This window comes from Puia sp. (assembly GCF_036500295.1).
GTDB lineage: Bacteria > Bacteroidota > Bacteroidia > Chitinophagales > Chitinophagaceae > Puia.
In genome coordinates this window covers 11893-36022 of sequence record NZ_DASYCH010000029.1, presented here as the reverse complement: position 1 = coordinate 36022, position 24130 = coordinate 11893, and the positions used below count along the sequence as shown (strand labels likewise).

Sequence of the window (24130 nt, the reverse complement as noted above, 5' to 3'; positions counted from 1 at the left end):
AAAAAGGGCCGGTTGTCAACCGGCCCTTTTTCTTACAGGATGTTATAGCCGAAACTTATATAGTAAAGGCCCCCGATATTCGCATTCCCGATGGCATCCACATAATATTTGTTCAGGAGATTGGTCGCTCCGAGTTTGATCACGCTGCTCGTCATATGCGGGATCTTCATGCTGATCTGCGCATCGAGCGTTCCGAAGGCCGGCGTGATCCCGGTAATGAATGAAGCCTGGTACAGGTACGCCTGCTGCCAGCGATAGGTCAGGTTAAACCCGTAATATTTGGCGATCGTGTAATTCGCAAGGCTGAGGTTGAACTTGTTCTTCGGCGTGTTAAAATCCGTTTGCTGACCGCTGCTTGCCTTTGAAATATTATTGTATGCGTAGTTACCTGAAGCGAGGAACCCATCGGGCAACTTATATTCCAGGCTTATCCCCGCGCCTATCGTATTCACCTTGTTGGTACTGTTCGTGTAGATACCAAAGGTGTTGGCGGCATTCTGAACATAGGAACCCGTAGCGAACGGGTCCTTCACCAGCGCCATGAGCCCGATGAAATTGGTGTATTGCGCATAAAAGCCATACACGTCGATCAGCAACTTACCCCCGATGACCCCCTTATATCCTAATTCCCAGGAAGCCACCGTCTCGGGTTTGAACTCTTTATACTGATACGCATTTCCCAACTGGCCGGTGGCAGCATATCTGTTCAGCGTGGCTGTATCATAGGTATGACCGTCATTCAGCCCATAAGCATCGATGAATTGGGGCAGGCCGCCGATCAGCCGGGCAGAGCCTGTCTGCAAATTGATAAACTGGTTTTGAGTCGAGGGGAAGCGATAGGCCGTCTGGAAGGAGGCGCGGATATAGTTGTCTTTGGCCACTTTCAACAAGGCGGTGGCGCGGGGCGTGAACCGGCCCTTGAAATTGGAGTTCTTGTCATACCGGCCCGAGACCGACAGTTTGAGGAGATCGTCCGCAAAAGCGCGCTGCAACTGGGCGAAGGCTCCCGTCTCGTTGATCTTGATGCGGCCGGCGGTGTCGGCAAAGATCGTCCCGTGGGAGTTCAGCACGAATTCCCGCGTGGAGGCGCCCACGGTGACATCCACGGTCTTCTCCACGTCTCCGAAATTATACATGGCATCGCCCACATAGAGATTGGTCTGGTCGTTGAACTTGCCGCCGCTGGGGATGGCCTTTGTCTTCAAATTGGCAAAGGCCTGGTTGAAGCCTGCCGACCCCGGCTGGAACCGGTTGGCATCGGCGGCATTCCGGGCGGCATTGCTGGCCGTCAGATAGGCCTGCTGCCCGCTTTGACCCGCGCCCAACGCCTGTTGAAGGGCCCCGGCATAGGTCTGGAGATAGGTCGGCGCCCAGGTGGTGGCTGTCGGAGCATAGGCTTCGTTCATCAGCGTTGCCACCGCCACCATATCGTAGGAGTTGCCTGCGTTCTCCTGCGTGGTGTAGGCCCTTACATAGAAATGCTTACCGCTGATCTCGGCTTTGTACTGGCCGATCTTCACGTCGCGCAGGCTATACCGATCGGTACCGGTGTACACCGTGCTGGCCTGGCCAAAATTCCCGGTCAGGCTGATCGTCGTGCCCGGCGTCAGTTTGTAAAAAAGGCCGCCGGATATCTTTGTGTTGTAGGCGTCATAGTTGGTCAGCGCACTTTCCGAGTAACCCGTTCGCGTAACATTGGACGCCGAGGGGGTCAGCGAGGCGATCGCCCCGGTCTGAGCAGCCAGCACGCCGTATTGCGTGGCCTGCGCCTGGTACTGGGCCGCTAGCGCTGCATTGCCCGCGAGAGCGGCCTGCTGGGCCGCGGCGGCCAGCTGCTGGGAAGCGGCGGAAGCTTGTTGCGACTGGCTCGTAAACACCGATTTTACGTTGAAATAGGAACTTTCATCCCCGTAGACGTTGATCCCGTTGTAATCGGGTGCGCCGCTGTGATCATGGCCGGGCAGGATCTGGCCGGTCACCGGAGCAAAATTGCGCATGTCGGTGCCCATCCAGTCGGTGCCCTTTGTATAGTCCGCGGAAATGCGGAAGGCAAACTTGTCATTAAAGGCCTGAGCATACCGGGCGGCGACATTATAATACGGTTTGGCGCCCATATTGGCGTCGCCGACATGGTTGATCCCCTGTTTGTACAGGGCGCTGAAGCCCTGGTATTTGAAGGGGTCTTTACTCGTCATCAGCAAGGTCCCCGTCATCCCGCCCGAGCCATAGAGGGCGGAAGAGGCGCCCGGCAGGAGTTCCACATTGTCGACATCCAGCTCGGAAAGCCCGACGATATTGCCGACCGAGAAATTCAGCCCCGGCGCCTGGTTATCCATCCCGTCCACCAGCTGGTTCATCCGCGTATTGCCGCTGCCGTTAAACCCTCTGGTCGCAGGGGTCTTGAAAAGCATGGAAGAGGTCACTATATCCACCCCTTTCAGGTTGGCGATGGCGTCGTAGAAAGAGACCGCCGGAACTTCGTGTGCCTGTGTCGCGCCGATGCGCTCGATGGATACCGGGGATTCCAGGCTGCGGATGGCGGCCCGTGTAGCGGAAACCACCACTTCTTTACCCAATGAAGAAGCCGGTACAAAATCCACTGTCACCGGCGAACCCGCACTGGAGACGTTTACTTCCTGGGTCTCGAAGCCGATGGAGGAGAAGACAAGGACGAAGGGGGGTTGCTGTGTGACGGCGAGCTTGAAATTACCCTTATCGTCGGTAAAAGTCCCGATGGAGGTACCTTTGATGGTCACACTCACCGCCGGCACATGATCTTTTGTGATCGACTGGCGGACCGTACCGGTAAGAGTAAGGGGCGCTTGGGACCAGGCGGGAAGGGAAAACAGAATGGCCAGGCTGTATACAGCCATCCGCAGAAGGTTCTTTCTCATTGCGCAAGTTTTCGTTAAGTAAGCTAGATAATGTTGGTTAATGGTGCCGGACAAAGTCCGGTCTATCACTAAAATACACATTGTAATGTTGACCTTAAAATTTAATTTTGCCCGCTACGGGACTGTCCGTCCCCATCAATAGTTCAACATGAAGCAGCTACAATTCCCCAATCAAACGAAATTCTATCGCGGAAAAGTGCGCGATGTCTACACGATATCCGACAAATGGCTGGTTATGGTCGCATCCGACCGGATCTCGGCCTTCGACGTCATCCTGCCCCGCCCCATTCCCTATAAGGGCCAGGTCCTGAATCAGATCGCCGCCTATATGTTAAAGGCTACGAGGGATATTTGCCCAAACTGGCTGATCGACACGCCCGCCCCCAACGTAGCCGTTGGCCGCAAATGTGTCCCGTTTCGGGTAGAGATGGTCGTCAGAGGAAATCTCACCGGTCATGCCGCCCGCACCTATGCCTCGGGGAGGCGGGAACTCTGCGGTGTGTCGCTGCCCGAAGGGATGAATGAGAACGACTACTTCCCCACCCCGATCATCACTCCCTCCACAAAGGCCGAGGTCGGTCACGATGAGGATATCAGCCGCGATGAGATCATCCGCCGTGGGATCGTGGGTGAGGCCGACTATGCCCAATTGGAAAAATACACCTTAGCCCTCTTCGCCCGCGGGCGGGAGCTGGCGGCCAAACGCGGGCTCATCCTTGTCGATACCAAGTATGAATTCGGGAAGATCGGCGACATGATTGTTCTGATGGACGAGATCCATACGCCCGACTCCTCGCGGTATTTCTATTCAAATGGCTTTGAAGAGCGGCAGTCGAAAGGCGAGAAACAACAGCAGCTAAGCAAGGAATTCGTTCGCGAGTGGCTCATCGCCAACAATTTTATGGGGAAAGAAGGCCAGACGGTGCCCGTCATGACGGACGAATGGGTCGATACCATCAGCAAACGCTATATCGAGCTGTATGAACAGGTGATCGGCGAACGTTTTCAACCGCAATCCCTCAGCGATGAGGAAACCTATCAGCGCGCCCTGTATTCAGTAGGAAATCTGGAAGATTAATCCATCAAGCCAACGCCGCCCTTGGGCAGGGAAAAGGACACCGTACTTCCCTTGCCCGGTTCGCTCTCGATCCACATGCGGCCGCCGTTACGGGAAAGGAACTCCTTACACAGCATCAGCCCCAGGCCAGTCCCGGCCTCGCCGACCGTGCCGCGGGTGCTATAGTAGTTGGCATCCATCAGCTTCTGCAGGCCTTCCGGCGGGATCCCCAACCCGGTATCCTGGACCAGCACCTCGATATGTCCCCTCATCTCCCTTGCGTCGACACAGATCGAGCCGGATTCGGGGGTAAACTTGATGGCGTTGGAAAGCAGATTGCGCAGCACCAGGTTGATCATGTCCCTGTCAGCATATACATATACCGGCCGTTCGATCTTGCTGTTCATGTAGATATGCTTTGCCTCGGCCTGCAACCGCAGCAACTGGATCACCTCTTTTGTGATCCGGGCGATATCCAGCAGTTGCGGCTTCACCGACTCGACCTGCATCTGGCTCTTCGCCCATTGCAGCAGATTCTCCATCAGCCCCGTCGTATACGTCAGCTCATTTACGACCTCAGGGATCAGGATCTTGATCTCATCACCGGGCAGGTCATACAACTGCACGTTGCGAAAAAGATTGCGCAATGCATACAACGGCGATTTGAGATCGTGGGCGATAATCGAAAAAAGTTTATTCTTCAGGGTATTGAGTTCCGTCAACTGGTGGGTCTGCTCTTCCAGCAATGCCGCCTTTCCCGAAATATCCGCTTTCTGGCGGAGGATCTTCAGATTGCTGCGGCGCAGCTGCCAGTTCTTGTCCCTGCTCTGGTTCTGATAGCGGGTATTCTCGTTCTTGATCAGCAGCAAGCCGTAAAAGATAAAGAAGACCGCGAGCAGGTGGTTGAAAACATAAAAATAGAAGTTATGCTTCTCCAGGCTATAGGAATAATCCTTCCAGATCAGGGCCACCAAAAAATAACAGGCCATCGAGAGGGTAAACGAAAAGACGATATTGTAGATACTCTGCAGGAAGAACACCGAGAGTACGCCGTAGAGCACAAAGAAGAATTCGATCCCGGCATCGATCCCCAGCGCATAGGTCAGCGTAGTAACAACGGGATAAAGCGTAAAATACAAAAGGCGGGCAAACTCGTAGCGCTGGTAGTAGTTGGCCAGCAATACAAAAACGCTGATCAGGGCCGGTGCGCCGGCCGCGATCCAGACGGTGGGGGAAAAATGATCTTTGTTGAAGAGTCCCAGGAGGGGGATCAGGATGCCTGCGGTCAGCCCCAGAAAATTCATGACATTGAAAATGCCCAGTTTCCGCTTCTCGTAGCTGCCCAACGAAGGCCGGTAACCGATGTTCCAGACATAGCCTCGAAGACGAAAGAAACTTTTTGCTGCCTTGTTCATGGTCAGAACCTTAAGGTTGGTTTACGGGGTTGCTAATTGGCGGGTACGGGCGGCAAGAACGATTGAGCTACTAAGTAAAAAGTTATAAACGTACGTTTTACACTTTTTGTTGGATTCAAAACTATCGGAATTTTATTGAAAGAAAAACTGTTACACATATATCTTTTCAATAAATCGTATGCCGGATGCGGGACAAGGCAGGGGATTTCAGGGTGGAGCGGCCTTTCAAAATCATTCCCGGGAGGGATGGGTAAGCGCCCGTGGTTGAAGAATGAACGGATTAGGGTAGGCCGGCCCCCTTCCCGGGCACCCGGCTCCTCGCTTTATTGAACGTGTGAACGCCTTTTTCAACTCCTTTTCGCAGTGCTTTTTGCTCATCCGCCGGCAGATTGATGGTCTCCTGGCAGGCCGGGCTGCAGCATCCTTCATATTTCTGAGCGCAGGACGGGCATTGGATAAACAGCAAATGACAGCCCTCGTTGCGGCAATTGGTATGGGTATCGGCCGGCGCGCCGCACTGGTGACAATGGGCGATCACCTCGTCGCTGATGCGCTCACCAAGCCGGTTGTCAAATACGAAGTTCTTTCCCCGGAATTTATTCTCGAGGCCTTGTTCTTCCACGGCATGGGCATATTGGATGATCCCGCCTTCCAGGTGGAACACATTGGTAAACCCTTTGTGCAGTAGATAGGCGCTGGCCTTCTCGCAGCGGATCCCCCCTGTGCAATACATGATGATCGTCTTCTCCTTCTGTTCTTCCAGCATCTCCGCCGACATCGGCAACTGGTCCCGGAAGGTATCCGAGGGGATCTCTATCGCCTTGTCGAAATGCCCTACCTCGTATTCATAGTGATTGCGCATATCCACGACGATGGTCGACGGGTCATCCGTCAGCCGGTTAAAAGTGGCCGCGTCGACATAATTCCCCTTGCGGCTCATATCGAAGTCCGGGTCCGCGATGCCGTCCGCGACGATCTTTTCCCGCACTTTGACCTTCAGCACCCAAAACGACTTCCCGTCATCATCCACGGCGATATTCAGCCGCAACCCCGCCAACCCCTGAACACCTTCGAGGACTGCCCGCAGTTGTTCGAACCGGGGTTGGGGCACGCTGATCTGGGCGTTGATGCCTTCCCGGGCCACATAGACCCGGCCAAACACCTGCAATGCCGAAAGCACGGAGTACAACTCATCCCGGAAGACACGCGGATCATCGATGGGAAAATAACGGTAGAAGGAAATGGTCGTCCGGGGATCGGACTCCTGGTACAAACGATCTTTCAGCTCCTTTTGGGAGACCCGGTTATGTAATGCGGCCATCCCGCAAAATTACAAAAAATTCCAGAGGGGCTACCGCTGGCGGCGAAAGCCATCCCCGAGCAACCCGCCAAATCCGACCCGCAGGCCGGTCTGATAATATGCCCCGTTGAGCCATGAGGTCACGACATCCACCCGAAGCACCTTGAAGATGTTCTCCAGGCCCCAAAACATCTCTTCATAATGATTCCCCGGGTTTACGTAGAACGCATTCGCGCCGCCCACCAGGTGCCAGTTCAGCCGGCGAAATAAAGGGAGTTTATTGGTCAAAAAACCGTTGAAATGATGTTCCAGATGTCCCGTCGCGTAAAACCTTGCCGTCGTGCTGTTGGCATAATACGGCGCCAGTTGAAAACTATTCAGATACTCGCTGGCGAGAAGGGTCTGGTTCCCGTTGAAATGTTGGTAGTCCTGGATATAGACCGAGTTTGTGTTCATGAAGCCGCCCACGGAGAACAGATATCGCAGCTGGCCCCGCAATTTGAAATTCAGGTCATCCCAAACCGAGAATTTCCATTTATCAAAATTGACATCGCTTCCCAGCACTCCGTCCCAGCCTTTCGTATAGGTGACGCTAAAAGTCGGATACTTCGAACCGATGGATACTTTCCGGTTGGGGTATTCGATGAACCGCTGACCCGGCTGATATTGAAATCCAATGGTCGTCACCACGGCCTGGTGCCGGGTAAATTGCGCCGGCAACTTCTCTACGGGATAGTTGGGAGTAAAAAGACGGTCCTTATACCGGATGACAGAATAACCGGTGGTGTTGTCCAGGGGCAGCCGGTCCTCATAGAGGGCATTTACATTCAGCCGCATCCCGTTGTCAAAACGGGTTGCCGAGCTCAGCTCGGCAAAACGGCTCTCATAGATCTTCATATAGTTCCGGCGGGCGAAGAGCGTGTATACGGTGTTCACCAGGGGAGAAATGGGGTTATCGGGATTGAACTGAACCACCCGCTGGCCGCCTGCCAGCGACCAGGTCTGCCGTGACGAGGACAGCTCGTCCCCCTCCCGGGTGAGTGACCGGCGGTTGAGTACCAGCTGTCCCCATGCATTAAAGTGCGTGTTGTGAAACCCATACCGGAAATGAGGGGAAAAGCTGAGGTCTCCCCCTTCTCCCTTCAGCCTCTTGCTGATCGTTGCATCCAACTTCATGCTGATCCCTTCCACCGTATTGTAGCTTGCATCCGGCAACAAACCGGCCATGGAATAGCGCAGCGGCCGTGGCTGCCGGAAATCGCTCCGGTTAAAACCCGTGTACAATACTTCCGACAACTTCACCGGTCCCTGCTTCTTGAGGAGCGAGTCCCGGTTTTTCTTCGTGCCCATCGAATCCCGGTTATACTGATAAATGCTGTCCCGGATCGTGTAGTTCACTTTTTCGTCCGGCTCCAGCGGCAAGGGCCGGATACTGTCCCAATAGGCTCTTGTTTTCCGGTTGCCCGCCGTGTCATACCGGATAAGTACGTTATTGAAGAACCGTTTCCGAAACTGCGGGGCCACGTCATAGTTGTTATAGACATTCAGGAAGTTTCCCACTGCGTCGAAGCCAAAGAGCTTGACTGCAAAATAGATCACCTGGCTCTTTACCATCCATATCCCGGCCCCCGCAGTCGCCCCAGGGGCCGCCACCGGCGCATGGATCTGCCGGATCTCCAGCGTGTCGAGTATCTCCAGCTGCGACTCTTTTACCAACCGCAGATCAAGGCTGTGGATCCGCCACTCCCCTTCGATGATGTCGATCTTCCCCGAGAACAACGGTTCGAACTTCCGGCGCGGGATCACTTCGATCTCATTGATCTCCTTCCCTTCTTCGAAATAGCTGCCCAGGAATTTATACCGGTAATAGTTCAACGCCGCGTCGGCGATGGGCGAGACGAACCCCCGCGGGCTCAACTGGTCGCCGAGCACCGAAACATTGTTTGCATAGAAGTTGATGAAGGTGGGAACGCTAAACCCGAACCCGTTGTTCCCGCTTTGCCGTCCCGAGAGCACTTCCAGCTTGACCTTATCCGGTCGTTTGAAAGCCACCTTCGTAAGCGACTCCGATAAGAAGATGATCCCTTTCCCAGCCGAATCCACGCCCATATCTTTTTTATCGGCCTCGTCAATCTTCTGTCCCAGGATGCGCTTGGGCAAGCTGCGGGTTCTCATCAGCGTCTTGATATACGCTTCACAGGTAAACGAATCCAGCGGCGTCTCGTAATCCCGGCGTTTTTTTATGGCGTGCCTGATGATGGCATAAGCCGGGTCCTCGCCGCCGGGCCGCACGACGACCTCGGCCATGGAGAGCTGCTGCGGGGAAAGGCGGAAGTCCACCACGATATCGGCCCGCCCCACCTGGACTTTCTTTTCCTGACGGCCATAGCCCACATACTGGCAGACGATGGTATGCTCGCCGGGGGAGAGTTCGATACTATAACGGCCATCGCCGCCCGCGGTCACCCCGCGTGTCGTTCCTTTGATGAGAATGGAAGAATAAGGCAGGACATTCCCCTTTTCATCCCGAACGGTGCCGGTAACCCGGTTGGCCCGGGCCGCTGAGGAGCAAAGAAGAGTGAGGAGGCACAAGAGTAGAACCCGCATAGGAGAGAATCCGATTTCATTTTCTTAAAAAGGCGGCGGTGAGGGAACCGCCCCCACCCACGAGTGCGCCTATGACCCCGGTCACGATCAGCAGGGCGACTGAAGACCCGTGCAACGGCAGGATACCCGCCACCCGCGCCGACAGGATGCTGTCATTGGCCATGTCGATGTACCATGCCAACCCGCCCCAAAGCAGCAACAGGGCAAGAAATCCGGCAAAAAAAGCAACCACGGGCCGCTGGTGGATCAACAGGCTGACCACAAAGGCGGCGACCGCGATGCTCCACCAGGGAAGGAACAGTCCGAAGATAAAGCTCAGCAGGGCGATGAGGGCGATAGAGACAAAGAATTTTATCATAAAAAATGATTATTGATTTGAAAAATGCATCGCCCATTTTACTCGACGATCTTTTACCTCGTCGGCTCCCATGACCCAAAGGGCGTTGTATTTGCCGGCGGCCCATTTATCGACAAAGCTATCATAGTAGGGGCTTCCCGGGTTGCCGCTCTGACCGCCCGGGTAGATCCCGTAAGCCTCCGTTTTATCCGTAAGCTGCACGATCATGCGCCAGCTTGGCCCATGCAGTTTCTTGGCCGCGTTGATGCAATGCACCCCTCCGCCGATGGGCAGATGTGTCCGGCTCAGGGCAGGCAGTTGCAGCAGGTGGCGGACCCAGGTATCCTTGTTCTTTGCCCAGGTGAGCCTGTCGTCCTTGGCAGCGGCCGCAAGATCGGGCACGGACTGCAGGAAGGCGTTTGTCACAACCTGTGGCAGGGTCTCTTTCTCCGGTGTGTTGATGTTGTCGATAAAGGAATAGGCCGAATCCTTCAACAGCGCTTCCAGCAGGGTACTCTCGAAAGGCTTCATCATATAGAGACTCGATTTGGAGAACTCATCGTCATAGATATCCTTTGTAAGATGGTTCCACCAGTACTGGAAGATCACCGGGCCTTCCTCATTGGGATCGTTGTTGAGGTTCCAGTTACGGAAGACATCGAGATAATTCTTTTCGTCCGTGCTAAGCCGGGACTCATGGATATTGCGCAGCAACAGCGGCCGGGCCATCGCAGCAAAGATGTCGTAATTGTTCGTCTGCATCGACATCATATCGGCAGGGGTGATGGAGTTCATGCTGTTCAGCTTCCGGTTGATGATCAGTCCCCGATAGGGCGGGTAATCGATCCCCAGGTAATAGGGATAGGTGGTATCCACCGGCAGCTGGTTGGCGCTGCTCACGAAGCCGCGGCCATTGTCATCATTGTCGAGCAGCATCGTCGGGTTTTCCTGCTGCGGGATGTTCCCCTGCCAACTGTAAGAGCTGTCTTCGCCCGGCATTACAAAACGTCCCTGTTCCTTCCACTTGGCCGGGAACTCGCCTTGTTGCCAGATGGCGACCACCCCGCTTTTATCTGCAAAGGCAAAATTCTGTCCCGGGCTCTTAAAGGTCAGGATCGCCTCTTTATAGTCTGAGTAATCGCGCATCGACTGGAATTTACTGAACGTCCGCATTTCGTTGGAGGGATCGGCCGGCTTCCAATGAACGGCGTAACTCCGGTTGCTTGCTTCTTCGGAGAACCCGGCGAAGCCCGGATCATACATCACAGGGCCAAAGACCGTCGAAGCGACGGTATCGTAAAACGGCAGTCCGCCCCGGATCAGGATGGTATCCACCCGCTGAGCGGCCGGCGCCCATTTTCCGTTGTACCAGTATTCCTTCCGCGTTTCGTCTTTGAATTTGATGGTATAGTAATCGCGGACGTCGCGTTCTGCATTGGTGATCCCCCAGGCACAGCTGTCGTTGAATCCGATGATCACGTAGGGTGCGCCCGGGAAGGAAACTCCATAGACATTGTAGTCGGGTGTATGGATCTGCATCTGGTACCAGATGGCAGGCATGTTCGTACTAAGATGCGGGTCGTTGCAAAGGATCGGCCGGCCGCTGAGCGTCTTTTTTCCGCTGACGGCCCAGTTATTACTGCCATTGTCGCGGTCCGGCTTCGACTCGGCCGCAGTCACTGTCAGCGGATGATCGAGATAGAGGCTGTCGACCTTCGACGGCGCCTTCGGGACGATCCCAGGCGGAAGGAACCGCGTTCCCCTGGGGATGACGGGGTCTACGCTGTCCTGCATTTCAGGATAGAGCTTTGCAAAATCTTCCTTGCTGAAAAAGCTCTTTGCATTCGTCATTTCGAAATCGTTGTCATGTCCGGCAAGGTCATAGGCCATGTATTTGACAAAAAGCGCGATCTTGAGATTCGTCCAGGGCTCCGGGGAATAGTTGAGTAATTTGTATTCGAGTGGAAGTTCACTGGCCCTGAGCTGACCGATATAGGCGTTGACCCCGGCTGTATAGGCATCGCAATCCGCCTTTACGACGCTGTCCTTCTCCATCTCCGCCAGTGCGGCCTTCGCGGCGGTGACCATCCCCAGGCGCCGCATGCTGCGATCGTATTTGACATACGCGTTGCCGGCGCCTGCACCCAAAAATTCGCTCACGCGGCCGGCCGCGGCAAAGGTCTGGAACTCCATCTGCCAAAGCCGGAATTTTGCGTGCAGATATCCCTGGATATAACAGGCGTCCTGGTGGCTTCCCGCGAAAACATGGGGGATCAGATTCTCATCAAAGTAGACATCTCCCTTTCCTTTCAGCCCGGGAAGCGCCATGTTCCCGTCAAAACTTTTGTTAACGGGTTCGGCATTCTGCCAGAATCCATGCTGGGGGCTGAGAAAATCGCCGAGCAGCGGAGTTTTTGACCCGCCCAGTTGCCATTGCCGGTTGAGACAAACGATGAGGCCGACGGTCAGGATAAGGGAAAGAAGAAAGGGGATAATTCTCATGAAGAAGTGATTAGTCGGCTAAAAATACTTCAAAACTACCACAAAATGGTATTGTCTTGTTGCCTTCTTCGTCCCAATTTTGCATAGGTAAAAACGCGTACTCTTTAAGTTAGTTCAGGTGGTTCAGGTAGATGAATAGGCCGTGCTCAGTGATGAGCCGGCTTATTTTTTTAGTAACCCGGTGAGTGTATCCACTTCCTCTTCGGTGTTGAAGGCATGCATCACGATGCGCAGCCGTTCGCTCCCCTTCGGCACGGTGGGATATAGGATTGGCCGGACATCCAGTCCCGCCGTCTGCAGTCTTTCCGCGAGCGCCCGTACCGCGTCGTTCCCCGGTACGATGACCACCTGGATCGGCGTCCGGCTGTCCAGCCGCTGATAGCCGATCGCTGCGCTTCGCCACCGGTCGATCAGGCGTTGCAACTGCGCCCGTTGAGCACCCAGCTGCGGCAACAAAGTGTAGGCGGCGGCGATAGCCTGCACGCTGGCCGGGGGCAATGCCGTCGTATAGATAAAACTGCGGGAAAAATTGATCAGGTAGTCCCGTAACAACCCGCTGCCCAGCACGACGGCGCCATGGCAGCCCACCGCCTTGCCAAACGTATGAATGCGCGCAAAACACTCGTCCGCCAATCCCAGCCCCTGCACAAGCCCTTCGCCGGCATTTCCAACGACCCCAGTCGCATGCGCCTCGTCCACGATCAGCTGAGCCCCATGCTCGCGGCAAAGGGCTGCCATCTCCTTCAGCGGTGCCATATCGCCATCCATGGAGAACACCGACTCCGTCACGACAAAACAGGTTCCATCGCCGTTGCGGCCCGCCAACCGCCGCCCGAGATCGGCAAGATCGTTGTGGGCAAATGACAAGTTTTGCGCGAACGACAACCGCATGCCATCCCGGATCGAAGCATGACTAAGTGCATCGTACAACACCCAATCGCCGCGTTGCGGGACGCAGCTAAGCAGCCCCAGATTGGCATCATAGCCGGAGTTGTAGACCAGTCCTGCCGGCGCCGCATGAAAGCCGGCCAGTTGCCGCTCCACTTCGGTGATCAACGGATAATTACCCGCCAGCAGCCGCGATCCTCCGCTGCCGTGCGGCAACGGCTCCGGCGCTGTTTTTTCCAGCCATCCGTTCCTTACGACACCGAGGTAATCATTCGAACAAAAATCCACCTTGCCTTCCGGTAGCCGAAGCTCCCGAAAAGCCGCATTCCCGCGTCTTTCGGCCAGTTTCCGCTGTAAAAAGGACTCGTCACGCATAACCGGTTTTCGCGCAAACCTACGTAATTTCGCCCCATGGAAACCACTACCAGCCAAAAGAACATCCTCGGCCTCCAGCTCCCCACCGACCCACGCTGGGTCGATCTGGCCAGTATCTCGCTGGAAGACATCCTCACCGACCATGCCTGGTGTGAACAAAAGGCCGCTACCAGTTGCATCTCCCTTGTCCAGCGGTACTCCGAAAAAGAACGGCTCGTAGCCGATCTGTCGCCCATCGTCACCGAGGAATGGGGACACTTCCGCCTGGTACTTGCCGAACTGCAAAAGCGAGGGCTCCGGCTCGGCCGCCAGCGCAAAGACCAGTACGTAAATAAATTACTAGAATTTCAAAAGAAGACCGGCACGGAGGAAGAACGCTTCCTGGATCGCCTTCTTGTTTTTGCGCTTATCGAAGCCCGCAGTTGCGAACGATTCAAACGACTCAGCGAGGGGCTTAAGGATGACTATCTCCGGCTTTTCTACCGCCGCTTTATGGAAAGTGAAGCCGGGCATTATCATCTGTTTATCGAACTGGCCGAGACCTATGTCGACAAGGATATCGTCCGCGGTCGCTGGAAAGAGTGGCTTGATTATGAAGCGCAGGTCATTGCTTCTCTCGAGGTTCGCGGCGATCGGATACACTGAGCCGTTCGAGATACAGGTCTACAAACTCCGGCATGCGCTTCAGCCGGTATTGCATCACCCAGCGCGGATGCGGCAGCGGAATGATCTCCTTAAAGAAACCATACCGCTGATTTACCTTACTGAAATATTTGAAATTCTGACCTTCTCCCAGGCAATAACAGACTTCTTCCGTCGGCATTGTCGCCAGCTGCCGCCGGATACAGCGCAACATCCAGGGCTCGAAATCTTTGATCAGCTGTTTATCGTCATAATAGTTCAGGTTCTTCCCATCCCGGACAAAACCCAGCGGCGATAAGGCCGTGATGTAGAACCGGCCGTAAAAAGCCTCCACGCCGCCATAGCCATCGATCATCGTATACACGAACTGCGAGGAAAGCTCCGCTTTCTTCTTCCATTCATTTGGGATACCGCATTTCTCCTCCAGTCTTAACGGATCGGTAAACGGCACGCCGGTCACCCCTGCCCCATGGCGGCCCGGGTTGATCCCGAAGATGAATGCCCTGGGGCGGTCATCCCCATAGAATTTATGATAGAACTTTTCTGCTACCGACCAGGTGGCTGGGTTCTTATACGGATTCATGATGGAGATGCCCGCTCCCATCTCAAAATCCGGCTTCAGCTGCCGGAAAAAGTGCAGGATGGCTTCTGCTTGGGTGTCGAAGGTTTTTGCCATGGGCGCAAAGATCGCATATTAGCGCCTGCCGATCAAAAACACCGCCGGCACCGGCCGTTCGCCTTCTTTATCCGAGGGATGGATCGTCTCCTTGCCGTTCACGAGCATACAGCTGCTGCCGCCGCCGTCGAGATTCAGGGCCTCTTCGCAACCCAGGTCACGCAATATTTTCGCTTCCTGCGAAAGGGTAACGCCTGCGGCGATACCGGGCGTGCGTCCCTGCACCGCCAGAACGATGATCCGTCCGTCGCGGGTATACCCTATGGCGCTCCGGGGATGCAGATCCTTCTCTCCGTTGATGAATAACCCTTCCTCTTCATTGGTCACCCGGACCTTGCCTGCCTGGACCAGCACCGGACCGCCGCCGACGGCAGTCTCCATTTTCCAGTGACGCCAATGGGTGTTCTTCAGGTCTTGCAGCCGGGGTATCGAATCGGCGCCCTGGGCCGTCACTGGATCGTCCTCAAACGCGTAAGGCCAGCGCTGGGTCGTGTCGGTGAACAGCCAGGCCACATCCACTTTCCGGCCGGCAGTGATGCCTAATGCGCTTCGCGTCGTGTAATGCCATATCCCCGGATCGCGTTTTGTCCGGCGTGAGGGCTGGTTATGGGCCAGCATCCTGCCGTCGCGGACGACGACATTCAGATTCCCGTTTGTTTTAAAGGAGAAGAAAGAGGTATTGATCACCAGCAGCGGCCGGTTCTCCTGTTGATAGTATTGTGCCGGGGTGAGCCGTTTTCCATAGCCGACCTGCGCGGTAAAAAAAAGTGCCCGGTCTTTCAACGGCGCAGAAACATAGTAGGCCAGTTCGGGCCGCCCGTCCAGGGAATCCGCCGTCCGGTAGACATGCACTCCTGCCGGCAAGGGGCCAAACGCTTCATCAACCGTAACCCAGCGAAGTGGCGCAGCCTCCATGCCCGAAGCCGCGGCGGCCTTCTCCACCTTCACCGAGTCATCCGGATCGCCGGCCTGGTGCACCTTTCGGTCCTGTGCAACCGCAGCGCTATAACAACCTATCAGCAGCAAGAGGGAAAGAGGAAGATATTTTTTCATGCCTTAAAGATCGGGATTATTCGAAAAATAATTTATCTCCTCGCTCAGATCGAGGAATGGATACCGTTGGGCGAGGGCGACCGCTTTGGCGTGCTGCTCCTGCAAAAATCGCCGGTGGGCCTGTGTCGTGGGCTGAAAGGGTTTATGCCTGCGGGCGATAACGATCTTCTTCACTTCCTCCAGCAACCCCTGCGCTCCCGCATCGAGGCATTGCCGGACAAACTTCTCCAGCACAAACTGCGTCGCGGGATAGTTCGGGTGGACCATATCCACGTCATAGAAACGATAGTCACGCAATACGTCGATCACCAGTTCGTACGCGGGAAAGTAGCCGATCCGGTCGAATTTGTTCACCAGATGATGCACCGCCTCGATCAACCGGGCCTTGCTGCGGTTGTTGTCGATCACGCCGTCGCGGATATGCCGAACGGGGCTGATCGTGAACAGCACTTTCAGTCCCGGGTTGAAATAGAACAGCTGATACAAACAGCTATCCAGCGCCGTGTGGATCTCCTCGATCGTCATCAGATGTTTCTGAAAGAGCTGTGCAGGCGCGCGGTGGCAATTGGCCACTGGCGTTCCACTCTCCGCCAGCCGGTAGGAGAATGCGCTGCCGAGGGTAATGATCAGCCAATCCGCCTGCTTCAAAAAGGCATGCGCCCGTTGTTGCGAGGCATTGATCCCCGCCAGGCATGCCGACTGATCCACATGCGAAAAAATACCGTGGTGCTGCCAGCTTTGCCACAACTCGTTTTGGTAAAAAACATCCGCGGTCTCAAACCGCTTCGGCTGGATATAGCCGATCAGGCTCGACGCCACGCTCGCCGGATCGAAAAGGATCCCGTTTGGGTTTTGCAGGATGTCAAATTTCCATTCGGTAAGGGCGTTGCCGATATGTTCGGTAAAGCAGGAACCCGTCAATATTATCTTATCCCCGTATTTAATGGGGACAGGCAAGGGGGAAAGCGATATCGGTACTTGAAATTCCATTATTTAAAAATCTCTTCCGCCAATCGCAGGCTTTCTTTCAAAGCCTCTTCCTTCAACTGACCCAGCAGCCCTTTCTCCCGGAAATGCCGGATCATCCACTCCGAATCCATATTCCCCACCAGTTCATCTCCCGCCATCGGGCAGCCGCCGATCCCTTTCAGTGCGCCGTCAAACCGCCGGCACGCGGCCTGCAGAGCTGCATCGACCTTTGCCTTCCGGTTATGATGTGTGGAATGCAAGTGGACGCCGATGGTACATTGCGGAAGCTGCCGAATCAGATAGTCCACCACCGAGAACACCTGCTCCGGTGTTGCAAGCCCGACCGTATCGGCTATGGACAGGGTCTTCACTCCCAGTTTGGCCAGCGCGGCGGCCCATTCATAGACGATCTCCTCGTTCCAGGGATCGCCAAAGGGATTGCCGAAGCCCATCGACAGGTAGACCACCAATTCCTTTTGCGTCGCGGCACAGAGGTCCTGCATCTCTTCCACTGTGGCAAAGCTGCCTTCTATCGTTTTGTTGGTATTGCGTAATTGAAAGGTTTCCGACACCGAAAAGGGGAACCCGAGATATTGGATCGCCGGCTTTCCCGCAGCCGCCTCCGCGCCGCGGAAGTTGGCGACGATGGCCAGCAGTTTTGTCTTTACTCCTTTGAGGTCCAGTCCAGCCAGTACTTCGGCCGTGTCCGCCATCTGCGGGATGGCCTTGGGGGACACGAAGCTTCCGAAATCAAGCACGTCGAATCCCACCCGTAACAAGGCGTTGAGATACTCGATCTTTTTTGCTGTCGGGATGATATGCGGCCAGCCTTGCATCGCGTCCCGCGGACATTCGACAAGCGTTATCGGTTGACTTATCAGTTGACTTATCGGTTGACTTGTCGGTTGACTCATGGCATTCTGTGTTTCATTGCTTCATATAGGATGATCCCCGCCGCCACGGACACGTTGAAAGAATCGAAGTCGCCGGCCATCGGGATCGTAAAGAACTCATCCGCCGCCTTGTGGATATAGGGCTGCACGCCTTTGTCCTCGCTACCCATGACGATACAGCAAGGCTCGGCCAGCGGCAGTTCGAACACCTTCTTCGCCGCCTTCATTTCGCTGGTGAAGACCTTGATCCCGTTGAGATGCAGGGTATCCACCGCCTTGAGCAGGCTCGGCACCCGGCAAACCTGGATCTGCTCGAGGGCTCCGGCGGAAGACTTCATCGCCTCTTCATTCAGGGCCCCCACCCCTTTGTCGGGAATGATGAGCGCCTGCGCCCCGCAACAAAGGGCGCTTCGGGCGATCGCGCCGATATTCCGCACATCCGTCACGCCGTCCAACATCATGAACAGCGGGGCCGCACCCATTCCTACGACGTGATCGATCACCTGCTGGAGGTCCATATACCGCACCAGTCCGGCAAAGGCGATCACCCCCTGGTGGTTGGCCTTTGTCAGTGAGCCCAGTTTTTCCGCCGGCACCACCTGAATGGGAATATTGTATTCCCGGGCCAGTTGGCGGATCTCCGCGATGGAGTCCCCGGCCGTATTCCGTTGCAGGAGGATCTTGTCCACTGCACGGCCCGACCGGATCGTCTCGATCAGCGGCTGCCGCCCGATAATGAGTTTATTTTGTTTCATTGTGCAATTTCAAAGCGCCGGTGGTCAACATCAATTTTATCTTCAGGATCCCCGCCACCGACATGGAGTCAGTGATCTCTCCCCGTTCGACCATCTCGAAGGCCTCGTCAAAGGATACCCGCCGCACGGCCAGCTGCTCCGTCTCTTCGGGCATCGCGTCTTCCTGGCGGAGGCCGCGGGCCATAAAGATAAGCGCCCGTTCATCGCTGACGGAATTCGAGAGATGCATCTCCTGGATCAGGGACCACTCGTCGGCCACCAGTCCCGTCTCTTCTTTCAGTTCCCGCCGTGCCGACGCGATCGGCGGCAATGCCGGATCGCCACCTCCCTCGGGGATCTCCCAGCTGTACATTTCCAGCGGGAAGCGCCACTGTCCCACCAGCCAGGTATACCCTTCTTCGTCGAGGGGAACCACGCCGATGGCCAGGTTCTTGAAGCGAACGGTACCATAGATGCCTTTTCCGCCGCCGGGATTCAGCACGTCATATTCCGTGACCTTGATCCATTTATTATCATAAATGGGCTTCTCGCCTAAGATCGTCCAGGGATTCTTCATGCTACAAAAATAGCGAACCTCCCCAAAGGGGAGGTTCGCATTATCAAAGATTCTTTTTATTTCAATCCGAAGGCCTTCTTGACCTTGGAAACATAGTCCAGCTTTTCCCAGGTGAACAGTTCGACCCGGCGTTTCACTTCTTTTCCGCCGGGGGAAGCAAAGGTCTTTTCCACGATCTGCGGCTGACGGCCCATATGACCATAGGCGGCCGTTTCGCTATAGATGGGGTTACGCAGCTTCAGGCGGGTTTCGATAAAGTAAGGCCGCATATCGAACAGCTCCATCACCTTCTTGGCGATCTGCCCGTCGGTGAGCTTTACCTTGGCAGTTCCATAGGTGTTGACATTGATGCTGGTAGGCTGTGCCACGCCGATAGCGTAGGACACCTGGACCAGGATCTCGTCGGCCACACCCGCAGCCACCAGGTTCTTGGCGATATGACGGGTAGCGTAAGCCGCGGAGCGGTCTACCTTGGAAGGATCTTTACCGCTGAATGCGCCGCCGCCGTGTGCGCCCTTGCCACCGTAGGTATCGACGATGATCTTGCGGCCGGTGAGCCCCGTGTCACCATGCGGACCGCCGATGACGAACTTTCCGGTGGGGTTGATATGATACTTGATCTGGTCGTTGAAAAGCTTGGCGTATTTCTTATATTTTGCCTTTACGCGGGGGATGAGGATCTCGATGATATCCTTCTTGATCTTCGCCTGCATCTTGGCTTCTGTGTCAAAGTCATCGTGCTGGGTGGATACGACGATCGCATCGATCCGCACGGGCTTGTTGTGATCATCATATTCCAGCGTGACCTGGCTCTTGGCATCGGGACGCAGATACTTGATCTGTTTGTCTTCCCGGCGAAGGGCGGCCAGTTCCAACAGGATCTTATGCGCGAGGTCGAGGGCCAGCGGCATATAGTCGTCGGTTTCGTTGCTGGCATAGCCGAACATCATCCCCTGATCACCGGCACCCTGTTCTTCCTTTTTCTTCTTGTCGACGCCCTGGTTGATATCGGAGGATTGTTCGTGGATGGCGGAGAAAATACCGCAGGAATTGGCTTCGAACATGTACTCGCTCTTGGTATAACCAATACGGCGAATGACTTCGCGGGCGATGTCCTGTACGTCGAGGTAAGCCTTAGATTTTACTTCTCCGGCCAATACGACCTGACCGGTAGTTACCAACGTTTCACAAGCGACTTTGGATTGGGGGTCAAAGGCCAGGAAATGATCGATCAAGGCATCGGAGATCTGGTCGGCCACTTTATCCGGGTGTCCTTCACTAACGCTCTCAGAAGTGAATAAATAAGGCATTTTTTTTAAAAGGTTTGATGAATAGTAATGAGTTATTTTTTGTTAGTCGCGCAAAGATAATCCGTTATTTACTCAGGTCCATGTACAACTGCAAATAATCTGTTAAATCGGACTCGGCGTTAAAGGAGAGAACTTTACGGCCGCGCATCTTTCCAAACTCCTCGACCAGTTTCTTATCGACCTTTTCGGCGCCGAAGGTGATCGCGTCGGCATAAGTGGCCCCGCCACGGAAAAGCGCGGTGTTATTGGCCTCCTTGTAAGGTTCGAGATCCTTTTCCTTAATATTGGTGTGGATGTTTGCGACCTTGAGGAAATCGGGGCCCAGTTTCTCTTTAAAGGTGGGTTGTCCGATGGTAAAGACGCATTTGCTATGGGCGAAAACCGGTTCCTTCTTGTAGACGGTCTTAAGATAAAGGGGGATGAGGCCCGTCATCCAGCCGCTGCAATGAATGACGTCCGGAGGCCAGCCAAACTTCTTTACGGTCTCCAGGGCGCCCTTGCAGTAGAATACGGTACGCAGGCCATTGTCTTCAAACCACTTATCGTTCTCATCATGAAAGATGAACTTGCGTTTGAAAAGGTCTTCGTTATCCAAAAAATAAACCTGAAGGCGGGCATTGGGCAAGGAAGCTACTTTGATCTGCAACGGGAAATCATCGTTATCGACCGAGACATTGATCCCAGAAAGGCGGACCACTTCATGGAGCCGGTGTCTCCGCTCGTTCACAACTCCAAACCTCGGCATGATACAACGCACCTCAAATCCATTGTCATTCGATTTAATTGCCAGTTTATTAACTATTTCCGCGAACTCCGTCAGCTCTAAATAAGGCGACATTTCGTTGGCAATAAATAAAATTCGCTTTTTTTGTACCATTATTTTATGTCAATAATTGTTGAGAGGAACCTTAACCCGACCCTGCTTCTACCTAATCCCGACCTTACCCGACCTTAACAAAATAGTTCGCAAAGGTACAGTTTTTATTACAAAATCGGTGCTGTAGCCGGTTTTGGCATTTAATGCGGCCCGTTTCCCCCCGGTGGAGGGTGACCGTATTTGGGCAAAAAATTCTATTTTGCCGATTTTTGCTCAAATCCTCCCACGATGATCATATTTAAAAAGGCGGCCAATCTGGCCTCCTGGCTCGAAAAACAGCGATCAGCCGGGCAGAGTATCGGCTTCGTACCCACTATGGGGGCCCTTCACGAAGGACACATATCACTTATTGCCATATCTAAAGCGAACACAGCTTTAACGGTTTGCAGCATTTTTGTCAATCCCACTCAGTTCAATGATCCCATCGATTATCAAAAATATCCGGTGACGCTTGACCAGGATATCCCGATGCTCGAAAAAGCGGGGGTCGACATCCTCTTTCTTCCCGACGTTGCGGAAATGTATCCCGATGGTACAAAAAGCCTGGAAACCTATGAGCTCGGTCCCCTTGAGACCTTTCTCGAGGGTAAATACCGGCCGGGTCACTTCCAGGGGGTTTGCCAGGTGATGCGACGCCTGCTGGAAATGGTCCGTCCCGACCATCTTTTCATGGGCAGTAAGGATTATCAGCAGTGTATGGTCGTGCAACGGTTGCTGGGTATCATGGGTCTGCCCGCCACCCTTCACCGGTGTCCCATCCTGCGCGAGCCCGATGGCCTGGCCATGAGCAGCCGCAACCGGCGGCTCACCCCACCCCAGCGTGCAAACGCAACCGGGATCTACCGTGCCCTGACAGCGATGAAGACCGGCTTCACGGTTCAGCCGCCGCCCACCCTGATCGAAAACGCCATTCGCCTCCTCGAAGCGGCGGAGTTCCGGGTAGACTATATCTCGCTCGCCGATGCTCTCACACTGGAGCCCATCCCCGGCCCCTCTCCCGCCGGCGTCGTGGCACTCATCGCTGCCTTCCAGGGGGACGTCCGCCTGATCGACAACATGGTCCTGTCCGAACCATCCATCCGTTAAAATTGTATACTTTCGTGCCCCATTTGTAAAATGAACCTATGGATATAGAGATCCTCAAATCAAAAGTTCACCGTGCCGTCATAACGGAAGCCAACCTCAACTATGTGGGTAGTCTGACCCTCGATGAAGACCTCATGGATGCGGCTAACATGATCGAGAACGAAAAAGTACAGATCGTCAATGTCAACAACGGCTCAAGGATCGAGACCTATCTTATAAAAGGCAAACGCGGATCGGGGACCTGTTGTCTGAATGGTCCCGCTGCAAGGCAGGGCGCAGTGGGTGATGTAGTCATCGTCATCTCCTATGCGCACATGGACTTCGAGGAAGCGAAACAGTTCAAGCCCCGTATCGTTTTTCCGAAAGAAGGAAATAAACTGTAACTTGTCGCGGCTATGAAAAAGAAGCTTTTGACCGTCCTGCAATACCTTTTCTTTTCCGCTATTGCCGTATTCTTCATATGGCTGAGCTTAAAGGGCATGGACAGTCAGAAATGGGCGCAGTTAAAGGGCGCTCTGGACAGAGCCAATTACTGGCTTCTTGTTCCCGTCCTCCTCTTCCTGCTGGCCAGCCATTGGCTTCGCGCCCTTCGCTGGCGGCAACTGATCGAGCCGCTTGGCTTTACGCCGTCCCGGATCAACTGCTTTCTCGGTGTGATGATCGGTTATTTTGTCAACCTGGGGCCGTTACGGCTTGGGGAGGTGATCAAATGCACCATCCTTGCCCGTTATGAAAAGGTACCGGCCGACAAACTTGTGGGAACCATTGTAGCCGAGCGCGCCTTCGACGTCGTTTGTCTGCTGACCGTTTTCGGCCTAACCCTTATCCTGCAATACGACGTCATTCATACGATGATGGCCGGCAAGGCCGATATCCTCTTCCGCAACGCCCAGGGACAGACGTCGTGGATAAAGATCACCCTGGCCGTTGTCGTGCTGGCGATGCTCTTTTTGCTTGGCCGCTGGTTTCTCAATAAATTCAGCCATATCGGAATTGTCGGAAAGGTGCGGAACATCATTCTCAATATCCTGCATGGGCTGACCACTGTCAAAGATGTAAGGAACAAACCGCTGTTCTTTGTCTATACGGTCGGCATCTGGTGTCTTTATCTGCTGAGCACCTGGTTCGGCTTTTTCGCCATCGAAGCCACGCGTCATCTCGGCATCCAGGACGCCCTCAGTGTCCTCGCCATGGGCAGCGTCGGCATGATCGTCTCGCCCGGCGGCATCGGCGCCTATGCCCTGCTGGTCCAGGAGACCGTCTCCTTTTATGGCGTTCCCGCCCTACCGTTTGGTCAGGCCCTTGGCTGGTTGCTCTGGTTTGGCCAATTTATCAGCTTTGTGCTCTTTGGCACCATCAGCTTTATCATTCTGCCACGCATCAATTCCAAGCCACATTACGAAATTATCGAGCATGAAAGTCCCGCAAATCATCCCGCAAAAGATATATGATCTCGCCGGCATAGAGCATCAGGTTCGCCGCTGGCGGCTGCTGAGCAAGACCGTTTCGTTCACGAACGGCTGCTTCGATATCCTGCATCAGGGCCATATCGCGTCGCTTTCGGATGCCGCCCGCGAAGCAGATATTCTTGTCGTCGGTGTCAACTCCGACTCGAGTACCCGGCGTCTGAAGGGTGAGTCGCGACCTATCAACGGCCAGGATGCGCGTGCCACCCTCCTGGCCTCGCTGCTGATGGTGGATGCTGTCGTTATTTTCGATGAGGACACCCCGCTGCAACTGATCACCACCGTGATGCCCGATGTTCTTGTGAAAGGCGGAGACTATACGCTGGAGCAGATCGTCGGGGCAAAAGAGGTAATGGCTTCCGGTGGCCGTGTAGTGATCAACCCGATGGTACCTGGTTTCTCGACAACAGGCATTATCGATAAGATCTGCCAGCTATGAACGGCCATTGCCGCGCATGTAGTTCATCTGCGA

The 24130-nt window shown here is 54.7% G+C and carries 21 protein-coding genes; 6 read left to right on the top strand and 15 right to left on the bottom strand.

The features are described 5' to 3' along the window. Positions 1-32: 32 nt before the first annotated feature. Entirely contained in the window at positions 33-2894 is a 2862-nt protein-coding gene (locus VGM48_RS06530; protein ID WP_331577258.1) for a TonB-dependent receptor, read from the bottom strand. A 148-nt stretch (positions 2895-3042) separates the two neighbouring features. Between VGM48_RS06530 and VGM48_RS06525 the strand changes: the two genes are divergently transcribed. Further along, entirely contained in the window at positions 3043-3972 is a 930-nt protein-coding gene (locus VGM48_RS06525; RefSeq protein ID WP_331577256.1) for a phosphoribosylaminoimidazolesuccinocarboxamide synthase, read from the top strand. On the opposite strand, the gene VGM48_RS06520 is transcribed toward VGM48_RS06525, so the two are convergent. The 6 genes from VGM48_RS06520 to VGM48_RS06495 form a co-directional block, all read right to left on the bottom strand. After that, positions 3969-5366 carry a HAMP domain-containing sensor histidine kinase gene (locus tag VGM48_RS06520; protein ID WP_331577254.1) on the bottom strand — a complete coding sequence of 466 codons (1398 nt, stop codon included), beginning with the start codon at positions 5364-5366 and terminating at the stop codon, positions 3969-3971. The genes VGM48_RS06525 and VGM48_RS06520 overlap by 4 nt on opposite strands. A 280-nt stretch (positions 5367-5646) precedes the next feature. Then, a complete protein-coding gene (locus VGM48_RS06515) occupies positions 5647-6687 on the bottom strand; it encodes a rhodanese-related sulfurtransferase (protein WP_331577252.1) in 1041 nt (346 codons plus the stop codon). 30 nt (positions 6688-6717) lie between these two features. After that, positions 6718-9273 (bottom strand): DUF5686 and carboxypeptidase regulatory-like domain-containing protein, encoded by a 2556-nt coding sequence (locus VGM48_RS06510; protein WP_331577250.1) that lies wholly within the window; start codon positions 9271-9273, stop codon positions 6718-6720. A gap of 16 nt (positions 9274-9289) precedes the next feature. Then, complete coding sequence (locus VGM48_RS06505) at positions 9290-9631, bottom strand: hypothetical protein (RefSeq protein WP_331577248.1); 342 nt, start codon at positions 9629-9631, stop codon at positions 9290-9292. A gap of 9 nt (positions 9632-9640) precedes the next feature. Next, positions 9641-12112: a penicillin acylase family protein gene (locus VGM48_RS06500; RefSeq protein WP_331577246.1), complete on the bottom strand. Its 2472-nt coding sequence runs from the start codon at positions 12110-12112 to the stop codon at positions 9641-9643. Positions 12113-12274: 162 nt separating this feature from the next. After that, positions 12275-13375: an 8-amino-7-oxononanoate synthase gene (locus VGM48_RS06495; RefSeq protein WP_331577244.1), complete on the bottom strand. Its 1101-nt coding sequence runs from the start codon at positions 13373-13375 to the stop codon at positions 12275-12277. Between the two features lie 36 nt (positions 13376-13411). Between VGM48_RS06495 and VGM48_RS06490 the strand changes: the two genes are divergently transcribed. After that, on the top strand, positions 13412-14020 hold the full coding sequence (locus VGM48_RS06490) for a tRNA-(ms[2]io[6]A)-hydroxylase (protein WP_331577242.1): 609 nt from the start codon (positions 13412-13414) through the stop codon (positions 14018-14020). On the opposite strand, the gene VGM48_RS06485 is transcribed toward VGM48_RS06490, so the two are convergent. The 8 genes from VGM48_RS06485 to VGM48_RS06450 form a co-directional block, all read right to left on the bottom strand. Further along, positions 13980-14693 (bottom strand): uracil-DNA glycosylase family protein, encoded by a 714-nt coding sequence (locus tag VGM48_RS06485; protein ID WP_331577240.1) that lies wholly within the window; start codon positions 14691-14693, stop codon positions 13980-13982. The two genes, VGM48_RS06490 and VGM48_RS06485, sit on opposite strands and share 41 nt — an antisense overlap. 18 nt (positions 14694-14711) lie before the next feature. Beyond that, positions 14712-15746 carry a phosphodiester glycosidase family protein gene (locus VGM48_RS06480; protein WP_331577238.1) on the bottom strand — a complete coding sequence of 345 codons (1035 nt, stop codon included), beginning with the start codon at positions 15744-15746 and terminating at the stop codon, positions 14712-14714. A gap of 3 nt (positions 15747-15749) precedes the next feature. Then, a complete protein-coding gene (locus VGM48_RS06475; protein ID WP_331577236.1) occupies positions 15750-16736 on the bottom strand; it encodes a GSCFA domain-containing protein in 987 nt (328 codons plus the stop codon). Continuing rightward, a complete protein-coding gene (locus VGM48_RS06470) occupies positions 16736-17629 on the bottom strand; it encodes a hydroxymethylglutaryl-CoA lyase (protein ID WP_331577234.1) in 894 nt (297 codons plus the stop codon). Before VGM48_RS06470 ends, VGM48_RS06475 begins: the two co-directional genes overlap by 1 nt. Beyond that, positions 17626-18363 (bottom strand): 23S rRNA (guanosine(2251)-2'-O)-methyltransferase RlmB, encoded by a 738-nt coding sequence (rlmB, locus tag VGM48_RS06465; RefSeq protein WP_331577232.1) that lies wholly within the window; start codon positions 18361-18363, stop codon positions 17626-17628. Before rlmB ends, VGM48_RS06470 begins: the two co-directional genes overlap by 4 nt. Continuing rightward, positions 18350-18919, bottom strand: coding sequence for an NUDIX hydrolase (locus tag VGM48_RS06460; protein WP_331577230.1), 570 nt, complete (start codon positions 18917-18919; stop codon positions 18350-18352). The genes rlmB and VGM48_RS06460 overlap by 14 nt, the downstream gene beginning before the upstream one ends. Before the next feature lie 56 nt (positions 18920-18975). Then, on the bottom strand, positions 18976-20229 hold the full coding sequence (metK, locus tag VGM48_RS06455; protein WP_331577228.1) for a methionine adenosyltransferase: 1254 nt from the start codon (positions 20227-20229) through the stop codon (positions 18976-18978). 64 nt (positions 20230-20293) lie between these two features. Further along, positions 20294-21106: a glycogen/starch synthase gene (locus tag VGM48_RS06450; RefSeq protein WP_331577226.1), complete on the bottom strand. Its 813-nt coding sequence runs from the start codon at positions 21104-21106 to the stop codon at positions 20294-20296. A 228-nt stretch (positions 21107-21334) separates the two neighbouring features. Between VGM48_RS06450 and panC the strand changes: the two genes are divergently transcribed. The 4 genes from panC to rfaE2 are packed head-to-tail and all read left to right on the top strand — an operon-like array spanning position 21335 to position 24097. Next, entirely contained in the window at positions 21335-22192 is an 858-nt protein-coding gene (gene panC / locus VGM48_RS06445) for a pantoate--beta-alanine ligase (RefSeq protein ID WP_331577224.1), read from the top strand. A gap of 38 nt (positions 22193-22230) precedes the next feature. After that, positions 22231-22575 carry an aspartate 1-decarboxylase gene (gene panD, locus VGM48_RS06440; RefSeq protein WP_331577222.1) on the top strand — a complete coding sequence of 115 codons (345 nt, stop codon included), beginning with the start codon at positions 22231-22233 and terminating at the stop codon, positions 22573-22575. Positions 22576-22587: 12 nt separating this feature from the next. Continuing rightward, positions 22588-23643 (top strand): lysylphosphatidylglycerol synthase transmembrane domain-containing protein, encoded by a 1056-nt coding sequence (locus VGM48_RS06435; protein WP_331577220.1) that lies wholly within the window; start codon positions 22588-22590, stop codon positions 23641-23643. Beyond that, positions 23606-24097, top strand: a complete 492-nt coding sequence (rfaE2, locus tag VGM48_RS06430; RefSeq protein WP_331577218.1) for a D-glycero-beta-D-manno-heptose 1-phosphate adenylyltransferase — start codon at positions 23606-23608, stop codon at positions 24095-24097. The genes VGM48_RS06435 and rfaE2 overlap by 38 nt, the downstream gene beginning before the upstream one ends. Positions 24098-24130 lie beyond the last annotated feature (33 nt).

Excerpts from the sequence above, each read along its gene's own strand:
- VGM48_RS06530 (WP_331577258.1), bottom strand. The coding sequence starts at position 2,894 with ATGAGAAAGAACCTTCTGCGGATGGCTGTATACAGCCTGGCCATTCTG.
- VGM48_RS06525 (WP_331577256.1), top strand. The coding sequence starts at position 3,043 with ATGAAGCAGCTACAATTCCCCAATCAAACGAAATTCTATCGCGGAAAA.
- VGM48_RS06520 (WP_331577254.1), bottom strand. The coding sequence starts at position 5,366 with ATGAACAAGGCAGCAAAAAGTTTCTTTCGTCTTCGAGGCTATGTCTGG.
- VGM48_RS06515 (WP_331577252.1), bottom strand. The coding sequence starts at position 6,687 with ATGGCCGCATTACATAACCGGGTCTCCCAAAAGGAGCTGAAAGATCGT.
- VGM48_RS06510 (WP_331577250.1), bottom strand. The coding sequence starts at position 9,273 with ATGCGGGTTCTACTCTTGTGCCTCCTCACTCTTCTTTGCTCCTCAGCG.
- VGM48_RS06505 (WP_331577248.1), bottom strand. The coding sequence starts at position 9,631 with ATGATAAAATTCTTTGTCTCTATCGCCCTCATCGCCCTGCTGAGCTTT.
- VGM48_RS06500 (WP_331577246.1), bottom strand. The coding sequence starts at position 12,112 with ATGAGAATTATCCCCTTTCTTCTTTCCCTTATCCTGACCGTCGGCCTC.
- VGM48_RS06495 (WP_331577244.1), bottom strand. The coding sequence starts at position 13,375 with ATGCGTGACGAGTCCTTTTTACAGCGGAAACTGGCCGAAAGACGCGGG.
- VGM48_RS06490 (WP_331577242.1), top strand. The coding sequence starts at position 13,412 with ATGGAAACCACTACCAGCCAAAAGAACATCCTCGGCCTCCAGCTCCCC.
- VGM48_RS06485 (WP_331577240.1), bottom strand. The coding sequence starts at position 14,693 with ATGGCAAAAACCTTCGACACCCAAGCAGAAGCCATCCTGCACTTTTTC.
- VGM48_RS06480 (WP_331577238.1), bottom strand. The coding sequence starts at position 15,746 with ATGAAAAAATATCTTCCTCTTTCCCTCTTGCTGCTGATAGGTTGTTAT.
- VGM48_RS06475 (WP_331577236.1), bottom strand. The coding sequence starts at position 16,736 with ATGGAATTTCAAGTACCGATATCGCTTTCCCCCTTGCCTGTCCCCATT.
- VGM48_RS06470 (WP_331577234.1), bottom strand. The coding sequence starts at position 17,629 with ATGAGTCAACCGACAAGTCAACCGATAAGTCAACTGATAAGTCAACCG.
- rlmB (WP_331577232.1), bottom strand. The coding sequence starts at position 18,363 with ATGAAACAAAATAAACTCATTATCGGGCGGCAGCCGCTGATCGAGACG.
- VGM48_RS06460 (WP_331577230.1), bottom strand. The coding sequence starts at position 18,919 with ATGAAGAATCCCTGGACGATCTTAGGCGAGAAGCCCATTTATGATAAT.
- metK (WP_331577228.1), bottom strand. The coding sequence starts at position 20,229 with ATGCCTTATTTATTCACTTCTGAGAGCGTTAGTGAAGGACACCCGGAT.
- VGM48_RS06450 (WP_331577226.1), bottom strand. The coding sequence starts at position 21,106 with ATGGTACAAAAAAAGCGAATTTTATTTATTGCCAACGAAATGTCGCCT.
- panC (WP_331577224.1), top strand. The coding sequence starts at position 21,335 with ATGATCATATTTAAAAAGGCGGCCAATCTGGCCTCCTGGCTCGAAAAA.
- panD (WP_331577222.1), top strand. The coding sequence starts at position 22,231 with ATGGATATAGAGATCCTCAAATCAAAAGTTCACCGTGCCGTCATAACG.
- VGM48_RS06435 (WP_331577220.1), top strand. The coding sequence starts at position 22,588 with ATGAAAAAGAAGCTTTTGACCGTCCTGCAATACCTTTTCTTTTCCGCT.
- rfaE2 (WP_331577218.1), top strand. The coding sequence starts at position 23,606 with ATGAAAGTCCCGCAAATCATCCCGCAAAAGATATATGATCTCGCCGGC.